The 21,292-nt window shown below is 66.9% G+C and carries 16 protein-coding genes and 1 pseudogene; 13 read left to right on the forward strand and 4 right to left on the reverse strand.

Annotated elements, in window-relative coordinates:
- Nucleotides 1–20 precede the first annotated feature (20 nt).
- Complete coding sequence (hrpA, locus tag PX653_RS00405) at nt 21–4,139, forward strand: ATP-dependent RNA helicase HrpA (RefSeq protein ID WP_277415997.1); 4,119 nt, start codon at nt 21–23, stop codon at nt 4,137–4,139.
- 203 nt (nt 4,140–4,342) lie between these two features.
- On the forward strand, nt 4,343–5,527 hold the full coding sequence (locus PX653_RS00410; RefSeq protein WP_277415998.1) for an IS4 family transposase: 1,185 nt from the start codon (nt 4,343–4,345) through the stop codon (nt 5,525–5,527).
- Nucleotides 5,528–5,612: 85 nt separating this feature from the next.
- On the opposite strand, the gene PX653_RS00415 is transcribed toward PX653_RS00410, so the two are convergent.
- Nucleotides 5,613–6,320 (reverse strand): PRC-barrel domain-containing protein, encoded by a 708-nt coding sequence (locus PX653_RS00415; protein WP_277415999.1) that lies wholly within the window; start codon nt 6,318–6,320, stop codon nt 5,613–5,615.
- Nucleotides 6,321–6,452: 132 nt separating this feature from the next.
- Between PX653_RS00415 and PX653_RS00420 the strand changes: the two genes are divergently transcribed.
- From PX653_RS00420 to PX653_RS00440, 5 genes and pseudogenes are all read left to right on the forward strand, one after another.
- On the forward strand, nt 6,453–7,559 hold the full coding sequence (locus PX653_RS00420) for an extracellular catalytic domain type 1 short-chain-length polyhydroxyalkanoate depolymerase (RefSeq protein WP_277416000.1): 1,107 nt from the start codon (nt 6,453–6,455) through the stop codon (nt 7,557–7,559).
- Nucleotides 7,560–7,820: 261 nt separating this feature from the next.
- Nucleotides 7,821–8,549, forward strand: coding sequence for a translesion DNA synthesis-associated protein ImuA (gene imuA, locus PX653_RS00425; RefSeq protein ID WP_277418673.1), 729 nt, complete (start codon nt 7,821–7,823; stop codon nt 8,547–8,549).
- Nucleotides 8,479–9,947, forward strand: a pseudogene (locus PX653_RS00430) (Y-family DNA polymerase). The gene imuA and the pseudogene PX653_RS00430 overlap by 71 nt, the downstream one beginning before the upstream one ends.
- Before the next feature lie 71 nt (nt 9,948–10,018).
- On the forward strand, nt 10,019–10,795 hold the full coding sequence (locus PX653_RS00435; RefSeq protein WP_277416001.1) for an alpha/beta hydrolase family protein: 777 nt from the start codon (nt 10,019–10,021) through the stop codon (nt 10,793–10,795).
- Entirely contained in the window at nt 10,792–11,262 is a 471-nt protein-coding gene (locus tag PX653_RS00440; RefSeq protein WP_307730920.1) for a GNAT family N-acetyltransferase, read from the forward strand. Before PX653_RS00435 ends, PX653_RS00440 begins: the two co-directional genes overlap by 4 nt.
- 18 nt (nt 11,263–11,280) lie before the next feature.
- Here PX653_RS00440 and PX653_RS00445 read toward each other — a convergent pair whose 3' ends face one another.
- The gene (locus tag PX653_RS00445; protein ID WP_277416002.1) at nt 11,281–11,907 is read right to left on the reverse strand and encodes a glutathione S-transferase family protein; all 627 of its coding nucleotides are present in this window, start codon (nt 11,905–11,907) and stop codon (nt 11,281–11,283) included.
- Nucleotides 11,908–12,091: 184 nt separating this feature from the next.
- A complete protein-coding gene (locus PX653_RS00450; protein ID WP_277416003.1) occupies nt 12,092–13,990 on the reverse strand; it encodes a M61 family metallopeptidase in 1,899 nt (632 codons plus the stop codon).
- 244 nt (nt 13,991–14,234) lie between these two features.
- Between PX653_RS00450 and PX653_RS00455 the strand changes: the two genes are divergently transcribed.
- The 6 genes from PX653_RS00455 to coaD all read left to right on the forward strand — a co-directional run bounded on the left by PX653_RS00455 (nt 14,235) and on the right by coaD (nt 20,456).
- Nucleotides 14,235–14,690, forward strand: coding sequence for an Hsp20 family protein (locus PX653_RS00455; RefSeq protein WP_277416004.1), 456 nt, complete (start codon nt 14,235–14,237; stop codon nt 14,688–14,690).
- Between the two features lie 256 nt (nt 14,691–14,946).
- The gene (locus tag PX653_RS00460) at nt 14,947–15,399 is read left to right on the forward strand and encodes an Hsp20 family protein (RefSeq protein ID WP_277416005.1); all 453 of its coding nucleotides are present in this window, start codon (nt 14,947–14,949) and stop codon (nt 15,397–15,399) included.
- A gap of 226 nt (nt 15,400–15,625) precedes the next feature.
- Nucleotides 15,626–17,152 (forward strand): DegQ family serine endoprotease, encoded by a 1,527-nt coding sequence (locus tag PX653_RS00465; protein ID WP_277416006.1) that lies wholly within the window; start codon nt 15,626–15,628, stop codon nt 17,150–17,152.
- 76 nt (nt 17,153–17,228) lie between these two features.
- Complete coding sequence (locus tag PX653_RS00470) at nt 17,229–17,888, forward strand: response regulator (protein WP_277416007.1); 660 nt, start codon at nt 17,229–17,231, stop codon at nt 17,886–17,888.
- Nucleotides 17,888–19,261, forward strand: coding sequence for an ATP-binding protein (locus tag PX653_RS00475; RefSeq protein WP_277416008.1), 1,374 nt, complete (start codon nt 17,888–17,890; stop codon nt 19,259–19,261). The genes PX653_RS00470 and PX653_RS00475 overlap by 1 nt, the downstream gene beginning before the upstream one ends.
- 52 nt (nt 19,262–19,313) lie before the next feature.
- The gene (gene coaD / locus PX653_RS00480) at nt 19,314–20,456 is read left to right on the forward strand and encodes a pantetheine-phosphate adenylyltransferase (RefSeq protein ID WP_277416009.1); all 1,143 of its coding nucleotides are present in this window, start codon (nt 19,314–19,316) and stop codon (nt 20,454–20,456) included.
- Nucleotides 20,457–20,590: 134 nt separating this feature from the next.
- Here the strand turns inward: coaD and PX653_RS00485 are convergent, their stop codons facing one another.
- Nucleotides 20,591–21,289 carry a tetratricopeptide repeat protein gene (locus tag PX653_RS00485; RefSeq protein ID WP_277416010.1) on the reverse strand — a complete coding sequence of 233 codons (699 nt, stop codon included), beginning with the start codon at nt 21,287–21,289 and terminating at the stop codon, nt 20,591–20,593.
- Between the last annotated feature and the right edge of the window lie 3 nt (nt 21,290–21,292).

Consider the following 21,292-nt stretch of genomic DNA (forward strand, 5'->3'; position numbering starts at 1 on the left):
GCAAATCTATGTAAAAAACAATGTCAGAAGCCAGCAAGCAGTCCCGTTCCCCCTCTTCCGCAACGCCCGCAGAGAAATCCCCCGGCGGCCAGGCACGCCGCCCGCGTGGCGACGGCCGCCGCGGCGAGCCCGCCCAGCGCCGCCCCGAGACGCCGGAGCAGGCGGCCGCCCGCGCGGCCCGCGAAGCCGAGCGCGCCGAACGCGAGGCGGCACGCGCGTTCCGTAACCCGCTGCCACCGATCCGCTTCCCGGAAGACCTGCCGGTATCGGGCCGGCGCGAGGAGATTGCCGAGGCCTTGCGCAAGCATCAAGTCGTGATCGTCTCCGGCGAGACGGGGTCGGGCAAGACGACGCAGCTGCCGAAGATCTGCCTGGAGCTGGGGCGTGGCCAGAATGGCCTGATCGGCCACACGCAGCCGCGCCGCATCGCCGCATCGTCGACCGCCAAGCGCATCGCCCAGGAACTGGGCACGCCGCTGGGCGAGCACGTGGGCTACAAGGTGCGCTTCAACGACACCCTGCACAAGGGCGCCTACGTCAAGCTGATGACGGACGGTATCCTGCTGGCCGAGACCCAGACCGATCCGCTCCTCAAGGGCTACGACACGATCATCATCGACGAAGCCCACGAGCGCAGCCTGAACATCGACTTCCTGCTGGGCTACCTGAAGCAGCTGCTGCCGCGCCGGCCGGACCTGAAGGTCATCATCACGTCCGCGACGATCGACGCGGAGCGCTTTGCCCGCCACTTCTCGCAGGAAGGCAAGCCGCCGGTGCCCGTCATCGAGGTGTCCGGCCGCCTGTACGCGGTGGAGATCCGCTACCGCCCCGTGGAACGGGAAGCGATCGCGCTGCCGCCGGGCGCCAACGCGGCCAAGCCGCAGCTGCGTACGTCCGCCGCCGCCAAGGACAAGCGCGACCTGATGGATGCCATCGTCGACGGCGTCGACGAGGTCTGCCGCATCGGGCAAGGCGACGTGCTGGTGTTCCTGCCGGGCGAACGGGAGATCCGCGATGCCGCCGAGGCGCTGCGCAAGCACCATCCACCGCACGTGGAGATCCTGCCCCTGTTCGCGCGCCTGTCGGTGGAGGAGCAGGACCGCGTGTTCCGCACGACGAACGCGCGCCGCATCGTGCTGGCGACGAACGTGGCGGAGACGTCGCTGACGGTGCCGGGCATCCGCTACGTCGTCGATGCCGGCACCGCGCGGGTGAAGCGCTACAGCTACCGCAACAAGGTGGAGCAGCTGCAGGTCGAGCCGGTCGCGCAGTCGGCCGCCAACCAGCGCGCCGGCCGTTGCGGCCGCGTGGCCGACGGCGTCTGCATCCGCCTGTACGACGAAGAGGACTTCAAGCAGCGGCCCAAGTTTACCGACCCGGAGATTCTGCGCTCGTCGCTGGCGGCCGTCATCCTGCGCATGAAGTCCCTGCACCTGACGGACGTCGAGACCTTCCCCTTCATCGAGCCGCCGCTGGCGCGCGCGATCGCGGACGGCTACCAGCTGCTGCAGGAACTGGGCGCCGTCGACGACGACAACCGCCTCACAAGCCTGGGCCGCAAGCTGGCCAAGCTGCCGCTGGACCCGCGCGTGGGCCGCATGATCCTGGCCGGGCAGGAGAGCGCCTGCCTGACGGAAGTGCTGATTGTCGCGTCCGCGCTGTCGGTGCAGGACCCGCGCGACCGCCCCATCGAACACCAGCAGGCGGCCGACCAGGCCCACGCCAAGTTCAACGACGACAAGTCCGAGTTCCTGTCCTACCTGAAGATCTGGCACTGGTTCGAGGACGCGATCGCGCACAAGAAGACCAACCGCCAGTTGATGGACAACTGCCGCGCCAGCTTCCTGTCGCAGGTGCGCCTGCGCGAATGGCGCGACGTCCACTCGCAGCTCCTGACGCTGGTGAAGGAGCAGGGCTGGCGCCTGAACGAGGCGGCGGCCACGTACGAGCAGCTGCACATGGCGCTCTTGACGGGCCTGCTGGGCAACGTCGGCTTCAAGATGGAAGACGACCCGGGCTACCTGGGCGCGCGCGGCATCAAGTTCCACATCTGGCCCGGCTCCGCGCTGGGCAAGAAGGCCGGCAAGTGGGTGATGGCGGCCGAACTGGTCGAGACGACCCGGCTGTACGCGCGCACGATCGCCAAGATCGAGCCGGAGTGGCTGGAGAAGGTGGGCGCGCACCTGCTGAGGAAATCGTGGGGCGAGCCGCGCTGGGAAAGGCGGCCCGCCCAAGTCACCGCCTCCGAGAAGGCGACGTTGTACGGCCTGACGGTGTACAGCCAGCGCCGCATCAACTACGCACTGCACAATCCGGAAGAGGCGCGCGAGATCTTCATCCGCGATGCGCTGGTGGCGGGCGACTACGACACGCGTGCGCCGTTCTTCATCCACAACCACAAGCTGGTGAAGGAGATCGAGACGCTGGAACACAAGTCGCGCCGCCAGGACGTGCTGGTGGACGAACAGCTGATCGAGGCGTTCTACGACAAGCTGATCCCGCACGACGTCGTCAACGGCGCCGGCTTCGAGGCCTGGCACAAGCAGGCCACGCAGGCCGATCCGAAGCTCCTCTACCTCGTCAAGGAAGACCTGATGCGGCACGAGGCCGCGGGCGTGACGACGGAGCTGTTCCCGAAGAAGATGCTGGCCGCCGGCATCGAGATGAGCCTGACGTACCACTTCGAGCCGGGCACGGTGCGCGACGGCGTTACCCTGCACGTGCCGCTGTATGCGTTGAACCAGCTGTCGCGCGAACGCTGCGAATGGCTGGTGCCGGGCATGCTGAAGGAGAAGGTGCACCTGCTGCTCAAATCCCTGCCGCAGAAGCAGCGCCGCCACATGGTGCCGCTGCCGGAATACGCGGCGAAGTTCTGCGAACGCATCGCCGCCAGGGAGGCGTTCGGCCGCGGCGACCTGATCGACGCGATCATCGCCGACATCCGCGAGCAGGTGACGATCAACGTGCTGACGTCCGACTTCAAGCCCGAACAGCTGCCCGCGCACCACTTCATGAACTTCAAGGTGATCGACGAGCACGGGCGCCAGCTGGACATGGGCCGCAACCTCGCCACCTTGCAGGCGGAGTACGGCGCGCAGGCACGCCAGAGCTTCCAGAAGATGGCGGAGAACGCGCCGCCGGCCTCCGCCAGTTCGCTGGCGCGGCTGGATGGCGGTGCGAAGTCCAGAGGCGCGGCGCACGGCGGTATCGCCGGCGAGGTCAAGGCCGGCGGCAAGCCGGGCAGCGCGCCGCCGCCCGCACCGGCGGCAGCACCGGCGGCGGCAGCCGCGCACACCAATATCACGGCATGGACCTTCGGCGAACTGCCGGAGCTGCTGGAGATCGTGCAGGGCAAGCTGACCCTGATCGGCTTCCCGGCCCTGGTCGACAAGGTCACCCATTGCGACCTGGAGGTGTTCGACGACCCGAACGTGGCGGCGCGCACGCACCGCATCGGCCTGCGGCGCCTGTTCGCGCTGCAGATGAAGGACCAGATCAAGTTCGTCGAGAAGAGCATCCCCAACCTGCAGCAGATGGGCATGCAGTTCATGAGCATGGGCACGCAGGAGGAACTGCGCGACCAGATTATCGCCAAGGCGATCGACATCGCCTGCCTGCAGGACCCGCTGCCGACGGACGCTGCGTCGTTCAACCGGCGCAAGGACGAGGGCAAGTCGCGCCTGGTGCTGCTGGTGAACGAGATCGCGCGGCTGGTGTCGCAGGTGCTGACGGAGTTCCACGGCCTGCCCAAGCGCCTGCAGGGCATCAACCCGCAGGCCGCCGCCGACATGCAGGAGCAGCTGAAGGGCCTCGTGCACAAGCGCTTCCTGCTCGACACGGAGTTCGCCCAGCTGGCGCATTTCCCGCGCTACCTGAAGGCGATGAACGTGCGGCTGGAGAAGCTGCGCGCCGATCCCGCGCGCGACGCCAAGGCGATGGCCGAGTGGCACCAGGCCGCGCAGCCGTACCTGCGCATGGCGCGCGACAAGTCGGCCGGCAAGAACACCGATCCGAAGCTGGTGGAATACCGCTGGCTGCTGGAGGAGTTGCGCGTGTCGCTGTATGCGCAGGAGCTGCGCACGCCGATGCCGGTGTCGGTCAAGCGGCTGTTCAAGGTGTGGGAGTCGATGCAGCGGTGATGGCGGGGCGGTTGGGCTGAACTTTACGGCATCAGCAACTTCGGGGTCAGTCCCTTGCAGGGACAGACCCTGAGCCTTCCCCACAAATTTCTGTTGTAAACGGAAGCGGAAGCTGCTAACTTTCAATCCCAAAAACGGCGCATGCATGGCTGTGTTAGCCCTTTTATTCGTAGCGACCAAACTGCGAATGAAAGGCACAGACCATGCATGCACAGCAAATCATACAGAAGTTTTTGGCCGATCAGTGCTCCGCGATGCACGCCAAACGGCGGAGATGTTTGGCCGATGCTGTCGAAGCGGCCCGCAGCGGCGGGCTGGCAATGATGGGAATGAGCAAGGCGCTAGAAAGTGAAGTAAGCCTACGCTATCGGATCAAGCGCATCGACCGCCTTCTAAGTAACGCTCACTTGGCCAAGGAGCGGGTAAGCATCTTCAAGGCCTTGGCGCACCACCTCCTGCCGCATCAGGAGCGCATTGCAGTGATCGTCGATTGGTCTGATTTGCTGCCGGATGTAAGTCAGCATTTGCTGCGCGCCGCCGTGGTGGTGGAGGGGCGTGCGATCACGATTTATGAGGAGCTGCATCCGACCAAGTCGTATGGCAGCAGACAAGTCCATCATCGTTTCCTGGAGACTCTACGGACGGTACTGCCTCCACACCGCAGTCCAGTGATCATCACCGACGCGGGCTTTCGGGGGACTTGGTTCCAGATGCTCGGCGAGCTCGGCTACGATTGGATCGGTAGAATTCGTAATCTCGACACCGTTCGCGTAGAAGGCACCACGAAGTGGCAGCCTTGCAAAGAGCTTTACCCTCACGCCACTAAGGTCCCACGCGATTTGGGACGGTTCGAACATACCCAATCGCGCTTGGTGAAATGCCGTCTGACTTTGGTGAAGAAGTCGCCCCAAGGACGAAAGAAATTGACCGTCTTCGGCAATGACGCCGGCAGCCATCACAGCAACAAACAGCGTAAGGGACAATCCGAACCCTGGCTGTTGTCCGTCTCACCAGGGCTATCGAAGCTGCGTGCAAAACAGATCGTCGCCTTATACAGCTGTCGCATGCAAATCGAACAGACTTTCCGCGACCTCAAAAACCCGCGGTGGGGGATGGGGATTCGCCACAGTCAAACACGCCAACCCAAGCGTCTCGCCGCATTACTTCTTATCGGCACCTTGCTCAGCTTCGCCCTATGGATCATCGGCATCGTTGCGCAAAGTCGGGGCTATCGTATGCGCTACGGCAGCAAACCCAAATCCGCGAAAACTGTGTCGATCGTTTCCTTAGCTCGCCAATGGCTCGCCGACGTCAGGTATCGAAGGCTGACGCACAGCCAGCTCCGCGAAGCTATGCAGGAGCTGGCTAGTCTAGTACTCATCTATTAAAAATGAGGGGAAGGCTCAGGGACAGACCCCATGAACAAACGACCGCCGCGGCGGTCGTTTGTTTTACAGCTGCCGGGCCGTTACGTCAGAATTTCTTGTTCGGGTCGAGGCTGCTGTTCTGGTTCGACAAGCCGCCCACCTGGTTGACGTTCTTGTCCGTCAGGTCGGACTGGTTGTCCAGGTCCAGGCTGCTGCTGCCCAGGCCGGAACCGCTGCCCAGGCTGCCGCTCTGGCTGGACAGGCCGCTGCCGCTGCCCAGGTTGCCGCTCTGGCTGCCGGACAGGCTGCCCGACGAGCCCGACATGCTGCCGCTCTGGCCATAGCTGCTGCCGCTCTGCATCGTGCCGGTGCCGCTGCCCATCACGCTGCCGGTGGACGTCATCTGGCCCGGCATGGCCTGCTGGGTGCCGTAGAAGCCGTGGATCTGGCTGCCAAACTCGGCGCTGGCCATGTCGGGCCAGCGGTCCTTGTCGAAGCCGGGCGCGCTTTCCAGGCGCTGCTTCGACACATCCAGGATGAAGCGCTTGTTGACGGTGTCGAGCTGCAGGGCCTGCCATGGCACGGCAAACAGCTTGTCGCCCATGCCCAGGATGCCACCGAACGACAGCACGGCGTAGGCGATCTGGCCGCTTTGCATGTCGATCATGATTTCCTTGATGTCGCCCAGGTCTTCTTCCTGGCGGTTGTAGACGTCCTCGCCCATCAGGGTGTCGGCGCCCATCAGGCGCGGGCCAGGGCCGTCGTTGGTACGGTCACGGTAAATGCCAAACGGGTCTCGGTCGAGATAGCTCATTATGGTCTCCTGTGAATCCATGGTGAAAAAGCCGCCGCGCATAGCCCGGCGGTGCGCATGCCAGAATAGCGCAAGCGGGTTTTTCGTGCCCTTACCGAAAGTCAATAGTGTGAGCCCACACAGGAGCGCGGCATGGCAAGACGAAGCGGCAAGACAGGCGGCGGGACGGCATTGTTGCGCAGCCTGGCCAAACTGGGCAGGACGCAGCGGAAAGCGGCCGGCAAGGTCGTGGCTGGGTTGCTGGCGTTACCGGCGGTTACTGCGCCGCCGCCCCGGAAGGTGGCGCGCCGGCCGGCGGCGGCACGGGTCCGCACGCCCGCGGTGGCGCCCGGCAAGTGGCTGGCCGGGCAGGAAATCGTCGCCGTGCCGGGGTTGCCGCCACGGCGCATGCGCTACTGGCTGTATCTGCCGCACACGGTGTCGGCGCAAGCGCTGGCCGGCGGCCTGCCGCTCGTGGTGATGCTGCACGGCTGCCACCAGAGCGCCACCGAATTTGCCGAGGGAACGCGGATGAACCTGCTGGCGGAAAAGCACGGGTACGCGGTCCTGTACCCGCAGCAGTCGGCCAGCGTGCATGCGCAGCGCTGCTGGCGCTGGTTCGACAGGGCCACCCAGCAGGGCGGTGGCGACGTCCAGCCCGTCGCCGCCGTGCTGGCACGAGTACTGGAGCGCTACCCGATCGACCGGCGCCGCATCTACGCGTGCGGCATCTCGGCCGGGGCCGGCATGGCGCACATCCTTGCCCTCAATTTCCCGCACCTGTTCGCGGCCGTGGGCCTGCATTCCGGTCCCGTCTTCGGGGCCGGCCATGGCGCCATCGGCGCACTGGGCGTGATGCGGCATGGCGCCGGCACGCGCGCCGATGCGGCGGTGGAGGAGATCCTGGCGCGCCGGCCCGATTTCCCCGGCATGCCCACGATCGTGATCCAGGGCGGAGGGGACACGGTGGTGTATCCCGTCAACCAGCAGCAGCTGATCAGGCAGGCCCTGCTGCTGAACGGCTTGCCGCCCGGCACGCCGGCGCGCATCAAGGTCGAGCCGGCGGGGCTGCGCGGCAACCGCAATGGCCACGAAGTACGCGATTACTATCGCGGCCGCCAGCTGGTGGTGCGCGCCGCCCATATCGACGTGCTGGAGCACGCCTGGAGCGGTGGCGACGAGCGCCTGGCCTTTCATGCCAAGGCGGGACCGGATGCGGGGCGGATGATGCTGGCGTTCTTCGGCAAGCAGCGCCGCTGAGGTATTGCTGTCGGCGTACGGCGGCGTCAGGGCCGGCATGCGGACCCGGTCGCAGCAGGCGGCCGGCCTTGGCTTGCGCACGATACCGTTGGGCAATTGTCTCATCTCGACGCAGGCTGTTTGGCCGCTTTAATCTTTAAAATTCAATGGGTTAAGCATTGCTTGTTAAAGCAATGGTTTAGACACTCTGACAAGAAAATCCTTGCCAAACCCCGGTTCAGCGATTACTGTATGCATATACAGTATTTGAACATTTATCCCATGGCCCGCTCCGATCCGCACCCTGCTGCGATGACCGCGCCGGAAGTCTTGCATCCCTCGTTGTGGCTTGCATCGCAACTGGCGCAATCGACCGACCGCTGTGTCGACACCGGCTACCCAGCCCTGTCGGCCCAGCTGCCGGGCGGCGGCTGGCCGACGGGAACGTTGTTTGAATTGCTGTTGCCGCAACCGGGCGTGGGCGAAATCCGCCTGCTGCGGCCGGCCCTGGCGGCGCTGGCGGCGGCGCGGCGGTCCATCGTGCTGTTGCAACCGCCCCATGCGCCGCAGGCGCTGGCATTGGCCGCGTTGGGCATTGCGCCGTCGCAGCTGATCTGGATCCGGAATACGGGCAAGAGCACGGACGCGCTGTGGGCGGCCGAGCAGATCCTGCGCAGCGGCTGCTGCGGCGCACTGCTGCTGTGGCAGCAGCATGTGCGAGGCGAGGCATTGCGACGGCTGCATCTGGCGGCGCAAAGCGGCGATACCTTGTTTTGCCTGCTGCGGCCGCTGGCGGCCGCGCAGGATGCGTCACCCGCGCCGTTGCGCCTGTCGCTGCGGCCGGCCGCGGGCGGCATGGACATCGGTTTTATCAAGCGGCGCGGGCCGCAACGGGAAGCGCCGCTGTTCTTGCCATTGACACCTTCTTTACTGCAACGACATGCGACTCTGGATCGGCCTGCACCTGCCCCGGCTCCCGCTCGAAGTGTTCAGCCCGCGCTGGTCGGCTGACGCCGGCACGGCCGTACTGGAACACGAGGTGGTGCTGGCCGTATCGGAGAGGGCGCACCGGGCCGGCGTGCGGCCCGGCATGCGCCGCGGCGGCGCGCTGATGCTGGCGCCGGAGATCGCGCTGCACGAACGTGCGCCCGCGCAGGAGGCCGAGGCCCTGCACGCGGTGGCGATGGCCCTGCTGCGCTACACGCCGCAGGTGACGGAAGGGGAGGAGGCGACGCTGCTGCTGGACGTGGGCGCCAGCCTGCGCCTGTTCGGCGGCATCCGGCGGCTGTGCGCGCTGGTGCGGGAAAGCCTGCAGGCGCTGGGTTTCACGGCGGTGCTGGGCGTGGCGCCGACGGCACGCGGCGCATGGTTGCTGGCCCGCAGCGGTGCGGGACGTTCTTTAACAATCGAGACGATGGAGCGCCGGCTGCAGGGCCTGCCGGTGAGCCTGTTGCCGCCGGCACGGCCCTACCTGGCGTGGCTGGAGGGGATCGGCTGCCTGACGGTGGGCGAGCTGATGCGCCTGCCGCGGCCCGGCCTGCAGCGGCGCTGCGGCCGCGCGCTGCTGGACGTGCTCGATGCGGCGCGCGGGCACACGGCCGAGATGTTCCGCTGGATCGAGGCGCCGCCCGGTTTCCGGGAGAAACTGGAACTGTTCGACCGCATCGACGATGCCGACCTGCTGCTGGCCGGTGCCCGCCGGCTGCTGCAGCAGCTGACGGGCTGGCTGTGCGTGCGCCAGTTCGCCGTCGAACGCATCAGCCTGCTGCTGGAACACGAACGGGGCAGGGTGGCGCGGCCGCCCACGGCCATCGACATCATGCTGGCCGAACCGGTGTGGCGCGACGATCACCTGGTGCGCCTGCTGAAGGAGAAGCTGGCCAAGCTGGTACTGGAGGCGCCCGTCATCGGCTTGTGCCTGGAGGCGCTGCAGGTCAAGCCGATGGCGCCGCTCAGCGACTCGCTGTTTCCCGAGCCGGGCGGCAGCAAGGAAGACCGCCTGCGCCTGTTCGAACTGCTGGTGGCCCGGCTGGGCGCCGACAACGTGCTGCAGGCGGCGCCCCGGGCCGACCACCGTCCCGAGCATGCCAACGGCTGGGCACCGGTGCAGGACAAACCGGCCAACGTGGCGGCCGCGCTGCCGCCCGGCAGCCTGCCCCGGCCCACATGGCTGCTGGCGAAACCGATCGCGCTGCTGGTGCGCGACCACCGGCCGTTCTACTGCTCGCCGCTGCGCATGGTGTCGTCGGCCGAACGGATCGAGGCGGGCTGGTGGGGGAGACGCAAACGCGCGACTATTTCATCGCCCAGGGCGAGGACAACGCGCATTACTGGGTCTACCGGGAACGGTTGACGGGGACCGACGAGGACGGGGAACCGCGCTGGTTCCTGCACGGCTTGTTCGGCTGACAGGGCAATGGGGCTTGCCGTCGCGCCTCATCCCGTGCACAGTACGCCCATCTCCACAAGAAGAGCCAACGATGCGAGCAGAACGACTCGATTTCCCCGACGCCAGCGGCGCCATGCTGGCGGCGCGGCTGGATGCGCCCGACGGACCCATCCGCGCGTACGCGCTGTTCGCGCACTGCTTCACGTGCGGCAAGGACGTGTTCGCGGCCAGCCGCATCGCCCAGGCGCTGACGGAGCACGGCATCGCCGTGCTGCGCTTCGACTTCACGGGACTGGGCGCCAGCGAAGGCGATTTCGCCAACACGAATTTTTCTTCCAATATCGCCGACCTGGCCGCCGCCGCCGACTACCTGCGTGCCACGCGCGCGGCGCCGCAACTGCTGATCGGCCACAGCCTGGGCGGGGCCGCCACGCTGGCCGTCGCGGGCAACATCCCGGAAGCGCGCGCCGTGGTGACGATCGCCGCGCCCAGCGATCCATCGCACGTGACGCACCTGTTCGACGCGCAGATCGACACCATCGTGGCGGACGGCGAAGCCCAGGTGCAACTGGCCGGGCGGCCGTTCCGCATCCGCAAGCAGTTCCTCGACGACGTGGCAGAGCATGCATTGCAGCCGAAGATCGCCGCCTTGCGCAAGGCCCTGCTGGTGATGCATGCGCCAGGCGACACGACGGTGGGCATCGACAATGCCCTGCACATCTTCGCCGCCGCCAAGCACCCGAAAAGCTACATCAGCCTGGACAGCGCCGACCACCTGCTGACGCAGCGTGCCGATGCCGTCTACGTGGCCGACCTGATTGCCGCGTGGAGCGCGCGCTACCTGCAAACGACGGCGGAGGGCGCATGACGGCAATGGCGCATCCCGCACCGCTGTACCGCCGGGCGACGGCAGCCGACATCCCGGCCATGTCCGCGATCCGCCTGGCGGTGACGGAAAACGTACTGTCCGACCCGAGCCGGGTGACGCTGGCGATGTACGAGGACTACCTGGACCGGGCCGGGCGCGGCTGGGTCGCCGAACTGGATGGCACGATCGCCGCCTTCTGTTATGCCGACCGCGCCGATGCGTCGATCTGGGCGCTGTTCGTCCAGCCGGGATACGAGGGGAGGGGGATGGCGAAACACCTGCTGGGCCTGGCAACGGACTGGCTGTTTGCACAGGGCCACGAGCGCATCCGCCTGGCGACCGGCGCCGGCACCCGTGCCGACCGCTTCTATGCCGCGCAGGGCTGGCGGGGCAGTCCGCGCGATGACGGTCGCAACCTGGACTACGTGTTGGAACGCGCGACCGGTGTCACATCGCGCTGCGCGTGATGCGTCGCGCCGGCGCGATCACCCGGCCGACCAGGCCATCGCCTTGCCCACGGCCGGCCGCTCACCCACCAGCTTGAGCCAGCGCTGCAGCGCAGCCTTGCCGGCCAAGGTTGCGCCCAGCTGGGGCCCGAGCCGCTCGGTGGCGGCGACGATCCACGGATAGACGGCGATGTCGGCAATCGAATACCCGGCGCCGGCAAGATAGGGGCCGGTCGACAGCTGCTTGTCCAGTACCCCCAGCAGCCGTTCGGCTTCCTTGACGAAGTGGTCGATGGCGAACGCATCGTCCTGTTTCGCGAAAAAGCCCAACTGGCCGAACATCGGCCCGACGCCGCCGATCTGCCAGTGCAGCCACGTCAGCACCCGGTAGCGTTCGGCGCCCGCCGCTGGCAGCAGCCGGCCATGCTTTTCGGCCAGGTAGGTCAGGATGGCGCCACTCTCGAACATCGTCAGCGGGGCGCCGGCCGCCTCGTCGTCCACCAGCGCGGGAATCTTGTTGTTGGGGGAGATGGCCAGGAAGGCCGGCTCGAACTGCTCGCGCTGGCCCAGGTCGACTGGCACGATGGTGTAGGGCACCGCCAGCTCCTCGAGCAGGATGATGGGTTTGCGCCCGTTCGGCGTGGTCCAGGTGTGCAGCGTGATCATGTCGTCTCCCATGGTTGCGTAACGGGACTGTACCGAACGGGACGCAACAAGGGCGCACGTGCCGGTAGCAACGTGCGCCCTCTCACTCGGCGGGCCCGCGCCTGCACCGGCGCGGCCTGCTGCCGCCTACCGCGGCTTACTACGGCTACCGCGGCTACCGCAGCTTACCGCAGCTCACCGCAGTTCACTTGATCGCTTGCAGGATGGCCTCCAGCCGGTCCGGCGTGCCCTCGATGCGCTCCAGGCGCGGATACTTGAGGCCGCCGTAATAGGCCAGCGGCACGGTGCGGTAGTCGTTGCCGCGCTTGACGAGCAGCTCGATCGGTTTCCTGTCCTTGGCGGCTGCCGTGACGGCCGCGCGCAACGCCTCGGCCTTGTAGGCCCGGCCGTTGACGGCCAGCAGCGTCGTATTGCCCGACAAGCCTGCCTGGAAGCCCAGGCCGTCCCAGACGATGCCCGTGATCTTGCCGTCGCTGGCCACGGAGAAGCCCAGCGAGAACTGGAAGTTGGCCGTCTTGCTCTGCTCCTCGACGCTCTTGAGGAATTCCGTCTGCGTGTCCGTGTAGACGAGTTTCCAGCCCGCGCGCGCCAGGCCGTCCAGCGGTGCCGGCCCCGTCTCCTCGACCTTCTTCTTCAGGAACGCCGCCCAGTCGTACGGCTGGACGCCGTGCAATGCCTTGACGACGTCGTCGAACGTGTAGTGCTTGGCCACGTTGACGCCGTTGTCGACGCCGAAGAAGGCACGGGCGAAATCGTCCAGCGAGCGCTTGTCGCCGGACAGTTCGCGGATGAGCGTGTCCACGCCCAGCCAGATCAGCGCGCCTTCCGAGTAATAGTCCTCGCTGCGCTGCCAGTTCGGCCATACCTGCGGCCGGCGCTGGCTGATGATGGGATCGTAGGTCGTGTCGACGACAGGGCGCCACGTGCGGCCCTGCACGTTGGCATACGTGGCGGCGGTGGCGGCGATGATGTCACGCACGCTGGACGCCTTGACGAGACCGGAACGGGCCGCCAGCACCTGGCCCCAGTACTGCGTCTGGCCTTCGTATACCCACAGCAGGCTGTTTTCCAGCGGCGTGTTGAAGTTGGGGACGTCCTGGCCCTTGGGGCGGCGGAACTTGCCGTTCCACGAGTGGGTGAATTCGTGCGGCAGCAGGGTGCGCACGGCTTCCGTCTTGCTCCACTCCGTGAAGTAGTTGCTCTTGACGCCGTTCTCGCTGGACTGGTGGTGCTCGCGGCCCACGCCGCCGAATTCTTCCGACAGCGCGAACAGGAAATCGTAGTGCGTGTAGTGCTGCGAGTTGAACAGTTTATAGGCCTGCTTCACGAGCGCCCGGTGCAACTCGATCTGTTCCGGCTTGGCGTCCAGCGCTTCGGCCGTGTCGGCCACGATATTCAGCCGGACGGGAACTTTCGCACCGGGGTCCAGGTCGAACCGTTTGAAGTGGCGTCCCGCGAACAGCGGCGAGTCGATGAAGGTCTCCAGGTCGGTGGTCTTGAACTGGATCTCGTCGCCCGCACGTTGCGCCGTCTCCAGGGCCGTGCCGTATTGCCAGCCGGCCGGCAAGGTCAGCGTGGTCTGGATCGGGATGCGGCGAGTGTGGTAGCCCGCCGGGTACATCGTCATCGACTGCCACTGGATGCCGAGGATGTCCGGCGTCACGGCTATGCGGCCCTGGCCGCTTTCGGTGGGCGACAGGTGCTGGTATTCCACATCCACTGCCTGGGCATCCTTCGGCACGTCGACCTGGAACGCAAACACGTTGAGGGGATCGCGCTTCCATGCCACGGGCTTGCCGTTGGCCGATACCTTCAGGCCCGCCAGTTGGTGCAGCGCACCCGTCGGGCCGTGCTGGGCCGTGACCCACTGCGGATAGAGCAGTGTCAGCTTGCCCGGCTTGGCAGGGATGGTCTGCTGGATGCGGAAGATGTTGCGAGCGGTGTCGGAGGCATCGATCTTCATCCGGACCGTGCCCGGGTAGGGTTGGTCCAGCGAAGGGGGCAGCGGGTCGGCCTTGGCGCAGAAAGCGGTGGCCAGCAGCAGCGGCAGGATCGCTGCACGCGGAACGGAAGACAGGGGCATGAGGCGGGGTTCCAGAGTGTCCAAGGCGGCGAGTGTAGCACGTGAGAAATCTGAAATGTTTCAAAAAGTAACAGCAAACTTTTCTGAAAAAAATCCCCTTGAAACGCGTTCCGGGTGTCCGTATATCGGATGCAGCGGTTGCCCAGCAGGGGACCGCGACTCAGAAGGTGGCCAGGCACGCAGCGATGCCGCTGCAGGACCCGAGCCCCTTCCGGTATCGCTTAACTTTGAAAGGATATCCATCATGCGTACTTTTGACCTGACTCCGCTGTACCGTACCGCTATCGGCTTCGACCGCCTGGCACAGATGCTGAACAATGCCGAGGCCCAGCCCAGCTACCCTCCGTATAACATCGAACTCGTGTCGGAAGACCAGTACCGCATCGTGATGGCACTGGCCGGCTTCGACCGTTCGGAAATCGACATCACCAGCGAACGCGACACCCTGCACATCGTCGGCCGCAAGCAGAAGGACGGCAACGAACGCACCTACCTGCACCGCGGTATCGCGGCCCGCGACTTCGAGCAGCGCTTCCAGCTGGCGAATCACGTCAAGGTAACGGGCGCCTCCTTCACCAACGGCATGCTCACCATCGACCTGGTGCGTGAAGTACCCGAAGCGCTCAAGCCGCGCAAGATCGCCATCGACGGCGTCACGAACTCGGACGTTCCCGCCATCGAAGAGCAGCGCGCGGCCTGATCGGGCGCCGGCCCGGGGCCGGCATGGCCCGGGCTGGCCCGACTGGCCCAGGCGGGGGCTTCCATCCGCAATTTCGGGATCGGGACACCCGCCAATCGGCAGACTGTTCAGCCGGCGCTACGGCCGACGTCCCGGCTGGCATCCCGGCTGGCATCCCGGCTGAGGCCACACCCGCGTTGATTCCTGGTTTTACCGTGTACCCGCGGTCGCCCGCATGGGGGCCGCACCCATATCGCTGAATGAAAGGATATTGAAAATGCGTACTTTTGACCTTGCTCCCCTGTACCGTACCGCCATCGGCTTCGATCGCCTGGCCCAGCTGCTGAACAACGATTCGCAGCCCAGCTATCCGCCGTACAACGTCGAACTGGTCAACGAGGACCAGTATCGCATCGTGATGGCGCTGGCCGGCTTCGACCGTGCCGAAATCGACATCACCAGCGAACGCGATTCGCTGGTCGTGACGGGCCGCAAGCAGAAGGAGGCCGTCGAGCGCACCTTCCTGCACCGTGGTATCGCGGCGCGCGATTTCGAGCAACGCTTCCAGCTGGCCAACCATGTCAAGGTGACGGGCGCCTCCTTCAACAACGGCATGCTGACCATCGACCTGGTGCGTGAAGTGCCGGAAGCGTTCAAGCCGCGCAAGATCGCCATCGACGGCGCCGGTGCGAACGTCACGGCGCTCGACGACAAGCGCGCCGCTGCTTGACGGGATGGCGGTTGCCGGCCAGGCAAGGCCGGCCCGCTGACATGAGGCGATCAGTGCAATACCAGGCCGGGGTGACCCGGCCTTTGTGCGTCTGGGCGCGGCCGTCGCGGCAGGGCGAGGGCTTCCGGGCAGGCCCGGCCGTTACTTGCCCTACCCGTTAAGGGGCCGCTAAGCTTGAAGCCTCATATTGTTGACATCGATAACCTGATTCAAGTGGAGTACAGCGATGAGCAAGAATACTGTTGTCTCGATGACGATGAAGCGCCTGGTGCTGACGCTGTGCGCGGTCGGCGTACTGGGTGCCGGCGCAGCGATAGCAGTACAGCGCAACAGCAACGCCGAGGCCACGCCTGCCGTGCCCGCGGCCGCCAGCGTGGCGACGCCAAGTGCCGCCGTGCCGGCCAATGCCGCCGCGGGCGCCCCGGCCCCCACGCCTGCGCCCATGATCGCCTTGCCCGACTTTAGCGTGATCGCCTCGCGCAACGGTCCTGCCGTCGTCAACATCAGCACGACGGGCCGGGTGCGCGCGGGCTACGAAAACCGCGCCGAGCCCTTCGCCGATGACCCGTTCTTCGAATTCTTCCGCCGCTTCCAAGGCCCGCAACGGGGCGGTGGAGGCCGCGAGGCGCCCAGCCATGGCGTGGGCTCCGGCTTCATCGTCAGTGCGGACGGCATCATCCTGACCAATGCCCACGTGGTGCGCGACGCCAGCGAGGTGTCCGTCAAGCTGGCCGACCGCCGCGAATTCCGCGCCAAGGTGCTGGGCTCCGATCCGAAGACGGACGTGGCGGTGCTGAAGATCGACGCGAAGAACCTCCCCGTCGTGCCGCTGGGGCGCTCGACGGAACTGAAGGTGGGCGAATGGGTGCTGGCGATCGGCTCACCCTTCGGCCTGGAAAGCACGGTCACGGCCGGCGTCGTCAGTGCCAAGGGGCGCTCGCTGGACGAAGGCAGCGTGCCATTCATCCAGACCGACGTGGCCGTCAACCCCGGCAACTCGGGCGGCCCGTTGTTCAACACGAAAGGCGAAGTGGTCGGCATCAACTCGCAGATCTACAGCCAGACGGGCGGCTACCAGGGCCTGTCGTTCGCGATCCCGATCGACCTGGCCAACCGCATCAAGGAGCAGATCGTCGCGACCGGCAAGGTGGTGCATGCGCGCCTGGGCGTGACGGTGCAGGAAGTGAACCAGGGCTTTGCCGACTCGTTCGGCCTGGCGACACCGGAAGGCGCGCTGGTGGCGAACGTCGAGCCGGGCAGCCCGGGCGACCAGGCCGGCCTGAAGCCGGGCGACGTGATCCGCACCGTCAACGGCCAGAAGATCGTCGCATCCGGCGACCTGCCCGCGCTGGTGGCGCTGGCCAAGCCGGGCGACAAGGTCACGCTCGACGTCTGGCGCCAGGGCAAGGCCGTCACCTTGACGGGCAAGCTGGGCAACGCCAATACGCGGGCCGTCGCCAGCACCGACGAGCGGGCCCCGGCCGACAAGCTGCGCCTGGGCCTGGCACTGCGTCCGCTCGATCCGCTGGAGCGGCGCCAGACCGGGCTGCCGGCCGGTCTGGTGATCGAGGACGCGGGCGGTGCCGCCGCCAGCGCCGGCGTGCAGCCGGGCGACGTGCTGCTGTCCGTGAACGGGCGCATGGTGACGTCGGTGGAACAGGTGCGCGACGTGGTGGCGCGCGCCGACCGCTCGGTGGCGTTGCTGATCCAGCGTGGCGAGGAACGCATATTCATCCCGGTCCGGCTGGGCTGACGGCGTTCGGCTACACTGCGGTGCAATGCCGCCGTCCGCACATGGGCGGCGGCCGATAAGAACAGAAAGGAATGGTATGCGGCTCTTGCTGGTGGAAGACGATGTAATGATCGGTGAAGTGGTACTGGACCTGCTCCGGGCCGAACATTACGCCGTCGATTGGGTCAAGGATGGCGCGATGGCCGATACGGCGCTGCAGACGCAGACGTACGACCTCGTGCTGCTGGACCTGGGCTTGCCCCGCAAGGACGGCCTGGAAGTGCTGCGCTCGATGCGCACGCGCAAGGAACTGACGCCGGTGCTGGTGGCGACCGCGCGCGATGCGGTCGAACAGCGCATCGCCGGCCTGGACGCGGGTGCCGACGACTACGTGTTGAAGCCCTACGACCTGGACGAGCTGCTGGCCCGCATCCGCGCACTGCTGCGCCGCTCGGCGGGCCGGGCCGAGCCCGTGTTCGAGCACAAGGGCGTGTCGATCAATCCGCAGACGCGCGAAGTGATCGCGGGCGGCCAGCCCGTCAGCCTGTCGGCGCGCGAATGGGCCGTGCTGGAAGCGCTGATCGCGCGCCCCGGGATCGTGCTGTCGCGCGCGCAGCTGGAGGAAAAGCTGTACAGCTGGAAGGATGAAGTGAACAGCAACGCCGTCGAAGTCTACATCCACGGGCTGCGCAAGAAGCTGGGCAGTGAACTGATCCAGAACGTGCGGGGCCTGGGCTACATGGTGCCGAAAGTATGATGCCCAAGGTCAGCGTCTCGCACTCGCTGCGTGGCCGGCTGCTGTGGTTCCTGCTGGCCGCCATCACGATGGCCGCGCTGGCGCAGGCGATGATCGCCTACCGCAGCGCGCTGCACGACGCCGACCAGATCTTCGATTACCACATGCAGCAGATGGCGCTGGCGCTGCGCTCCGGCGTGCCGCTGGCCAATTCCGTGCATGGCCCCAGCGTCGATCCCGGCAACGACGACATGGTGGTGCAGGTCTGGACGCCCGATGGCATCCAGGTGTTTCGCTCGATCTCGCGCGCCGAGCTGCCGCAGCGTGCCGTACTGGGCTTCTCCAACGTCAAGGCCAAGGGCACGACGTACCGCGTGTTTTCCGTCCAGACCAGCAACCAGACCGTGCAGATCGCCCAGGACATGGCCGTGCGCAAGCGCATGGCCGGCGCGCTGGCGCTGCGCACCGTGGGTCCCATCGCGATGATGGCACCGGTGCTGATGCTGGTGGTGTGGTGGGTCGTCAGCGGCTCGCTGGCCCCCGTGGCACGGGTGCGGCGCCAGGTGGCGTCGCGCCAGGCGGACGACCTGTCGCCCGTGTCGGAATCGGACCTGCCCGACGAGGTCAAGCCGCTGGTACATGAACTGAACCTGCTGTTCGGGCGCGTGCGCACGGCATTCGACGCCCAGCAGCACTTCGTGGCCGATGCCGCGCACGAGCTGCGCTCGCCGCTGGCCGCGCTCAAGCTGCAGGTGCTGAGCCTGGACCGTGCGGACGACGACGCGGCCCGCGCCGTCGCCATCGGCCGCCTCACGGCCGGCATCGAACGCGCCACCCGCCTGGTCGAGCAGTTGCTGGTGCTGGCCCGGCAGGAAGCGGCCGAGGCAAAGCTGGAGCCGGTCAGCCTGACCGACCTGGCGCGCCGCACGCTGGGCGACATGGCCAATGCGGCCGCCACCCGCTCGATCGACCTGGGCCTGCATCAGGCCGACGAGGCGGACGTGAAGGGGCAGGGCGACGCGCTGCTGGTCCTGCTGCGCAACCTGGTCGACAACGCGTTGAAATACACGCCGGCCGGTGGCACGGTGGACGTGTCGGTACGCGCCGGGACCAACGCTGCCCAAGGCGCGACGCTGGTGGTCGAGGACAGCGGCCCCGGCATCTCGCCGGAAGAACGCGAGCGTGTCTTCAACCGCTTTTACCGGGTGCCGGGCAGCACGGCCACGGGCAGCGGGCTGGGCCTGGCCATCATCAAGGCCATCGCCGAGCGCCACGGCGCCACCTTGACGCTGGACCAGTCGGCCCGGCTGGGCGGCCTCCTGGTGCAGGTGGCATTCCCGCCGACGCAGGCCCCGGCGTCCGGCAAGCCCGGGCCCGCCGCCAGGGCATCCTGACGCCCAGGTCGGCTAGAATGTCGTCATTGACATTCAGCCAACAGGGCAGCGCATGAAGAAAATCGGTTTCTCGGGCACTCTGGACCCGATCACGAACGGCCATATGTGGGTGATCGGCGAGGCCCGTTCGATCGCCGAGGAGGTGGTCGTCTTCCTTTCCGAGAACTCCACCAAGCAGCCGAAGTTCTCCGCCGAGGAGCGCCGCGCGATCGTGCTGGAGAGCTGTGCCGAACGTCAGTGGGACAATGTCCAGGTGGTCCTCGTCAAGAGCGACTACACGGCGCGCGTGGCACGCAAGCACGGCATCGACTACCTGATCCGGGGCATCCGCACGACGGCCGATTTCGACTACGAGAACCTGATCCAGCAGACCAACGTGGAAGTGATCGGCGGCGCCAAGACGCTGTTCGTGATGCCGCCGCGCGACCTGGGTTCCGTCAGCTCGAGCTTCGTCAAGGCGCTGGAAGGCCCTGTCGGCTGGAACTGGACGATGAAGAAATTCGTTCCCGGCCCCGCCTACCGTTCGTGGATCCTGGACTGGCTGCACAAGGAGTGGCTGTCGCTGTGGCCAGCCGGCGACGACGCGGCGGCCGCCAATGCCCAAGCGTGGTTTGCCCGCCTGACGGGCGCCGATGCCTACGGCGGCGCCGAGCGCCATTATCACAACCTGGACCACCTGGTGCACGGCCTGGCGGAAATCCGCGCGTGGAGCGCCAATACGCGGCCGGACAAGCGTGACATCGACATCGTGCGCGCCGCCTTCTGGTTCCACGACGTGGTGTACGCCCACGGCGCGGCGGACGGCGTCTCCAACGAGGAGGCGAGCGCCCGCCTGTGGCTGGAGAGCGCCCTGGCGGCCGACGCGGCGATGGCGGACGAAGTGGCGCAACTGATCCGCGCGACCGACCATTTCCAGGGCGGCGCGGTCAGCCATCCGCTCAAGGACATCATGCTGGGCGTGGACCTGGCCATCCTGGGCCAGGACGAGGAAGTGTACAGCCACTACGCGCGCGGCATCCGCGCCGAATACGGGCACGTGCCGGACGAGCACTACAACCGCCAGCGCGGCCAGGTGCTGGTCCACCTGCGCGGCAAGGCCGAGCAGCGCCAGTTGTTCGTCAACCGCTGGTTCGCCGACCAGTACAACGAACTGGCTATCGTCAACATGACGCGCGAACTGGCGATGTTGGGCTGAATCCCTGACGTCTCGAGGGATAGGGTCTGTCCCGGCACGGGACTGACCCTGAAGTTTGCACGTGCTTCGCTATAGCGGGCTATTAACTTCAGGGTCTGTCCCCATGCGGGGACAGACCCTGGGTTTATGCGTCCCTAAAACCGGTTCCAGTTATTGCGCCGGTGCTCGGTCGCCTCCTTCATCAGGTGCCCCGCCCGGGTGGGATCGCCGACCGTCAGCGCCAGCTCCTGCAATGCCGGTGGATATTCGTGCTCCGCCGCTTGCTCCAGCAGCGCCGCCGCCCTGGCCGGATCGGGTGCCACGCCGTCGCCTTCGCGGTAAGCGTACGACAGCAGGAACATCGCATGCGCATTCCCCAGGTCGCTGGCCAGTTGCAGCCAGCGCGCCGCGCCGGCCGGGTCGCGCGGCACGCCATCCCCATTCTTCGCCATCAATCCAAGGCGCAGCGCCGCTTTCGCCTGGCCGCCCTCGGCCGCCTGCCGGTACCACGGCCATGCGGCCGCGGCATCGGCGGTAATGCCCGGCGCGGGCAGGCGATACAGCTCGCCCAGGTGGAATGCGGCCTGCGCGTCGCCGGCCTGCGCGGCCTGGCGCAGCAGCCGTTCGGCATCGGCGCGTGCGGCGGGGCGGCCCCGGTACAGGATGCCCAGCTCGCGCTGCGCGACCGGCATGCCTTGCGTGGCGAGCCGCTGCAAGTGCTGTTCGGCCGTCGCGTCGGCACGCTGCGCCGCCGTCATCGCCAGCGCCTCGATCTGCGCGGACGAGGGCAGCGGCTCATGCCGGCAGCCCGCCAACAAGAGCGCCGCGACCAGCGCCGGCAGCACGTAGCGCATCCG

Origin of the sequence: Pseudoduganella chitinolytica (assembly GCF_029028125.1) — a bacterium.
GTDB lineage: Bacteria > Pseudomonadota > Gammaproteobacteria > Burkholderiales > Burkholderiaceae_D > Rugamonas > Rugamonas chitinolytica.

Bases quoted from the DNA above. Each gene is read 5' to 3' on its own strand.
- hrpA (WP_277415997.1), top strand. From the start codon at position 21: ATGTCAGAAGCCAGCAAGCAGTCCCGTTCCCCCTCTTCCGCAACGCCC.
- PX653_RS00410 (WP_277415998.1), top strand. From the start codon at position 4,343: ATGCATGCACAGCAAATCATACAGAAGTTTTTGGCCGATCAGTGCTCC.
- PX653_RS00415 (WP_277415999.1), bottom strand. From the start codon at position 6,320: ATGAGCTATCTCGACCGAGACCCGTTTGGCATTTACCGTGACCGTACC.
- PX653_RS00420 (WP_277416000.1), top strand. From the start codon at position 6,453: ATGGCAAGACGAAGCGGCAAGACAGGCGGCGGGACGGCATTGTTGCGC.
- imuA (WP_277418673.1), top strand. From the start codon at position 7,821: ATGGCCCGCTCCGATCCGCACCCTGCTGCGATGACCGCGCCGGAAGTC.
- PX653_RS00435 (WP_277416001.1), top strand. From the start codon at position 10,019: ATGCGAGCAGAACGACTCGATTTCCCCGACGCCAGCGGCGCCATGCTG.
- PX653_RS00440 (WP_307730920.1), top strand. From the start codon at position 10,792: ATGACGGCAATGGCGCATCCCGCACCGCTGTACCGCCGGGCGACGGCA.
- PX653_RS00445 (WP_277416002.1), bottom strand. From the start codon at position 11,907: ATGATCACGCTGCACACCTGGACCACGCCGAACGGGCGCAAACCCATC.
- PX653_RS00450 (WP_277416003.1), bottom strand. From the start codon at position 13,990: ATGCCCCTGTCTTCCGTTCCGCGTGCAGCGATCCTGCCGCTGCTGCTG.
- PX653_RS00455 (WP_277416004.1), top strand. From the start codon at position 14,235: ATGCGTACTTTTGACCTGACTCCGCTGTACCGTACCGCTATCGGCTTC.
- PX653_RS00460 (WP_277416005.1), top strand. From the start codon at position 14,947: ATGCGTACTTTTGACCTTGCTCCCCTGTACCGTACCGCCATCGGCTTC.
- PX653_RS00465 (WP_277416006.1), top strand. From the start codon at position 15,626: ATGAGCAAGAATACTGTTGTCTCGATGACGATGAAGCGCCTGGTGCTG.
- PX653_RS00470 (WP_277416007.1), top strand. From the start codon at position 17,229: ATGCGGCTCTTGCTGGTGGAAGACGATGTAATGATCGGTGAAGTGGTA.
- PX653_RS00475 (WP_277416008.1), top strand. From the start codon at position 17,888: ATGCCCAAGGTCAGCGTCTCGCACTCGCTGCGTGGCCGGCTGCTGTGG.
- coaD (WP_277416009.1), top strand. From the start codon at position 19,314: ATGAAGAAAATCGGTTTCTCGGGCACTCTGGACCCGATCACGAACGGC.
- PX653_RS00485 (WP_277416010.1), bottom strand. From the start codon at position 21,289: ATGCGCTACGTGCTGCCGGCGCTGGTCGCGGCGCTCTTGTTGGCGGGC.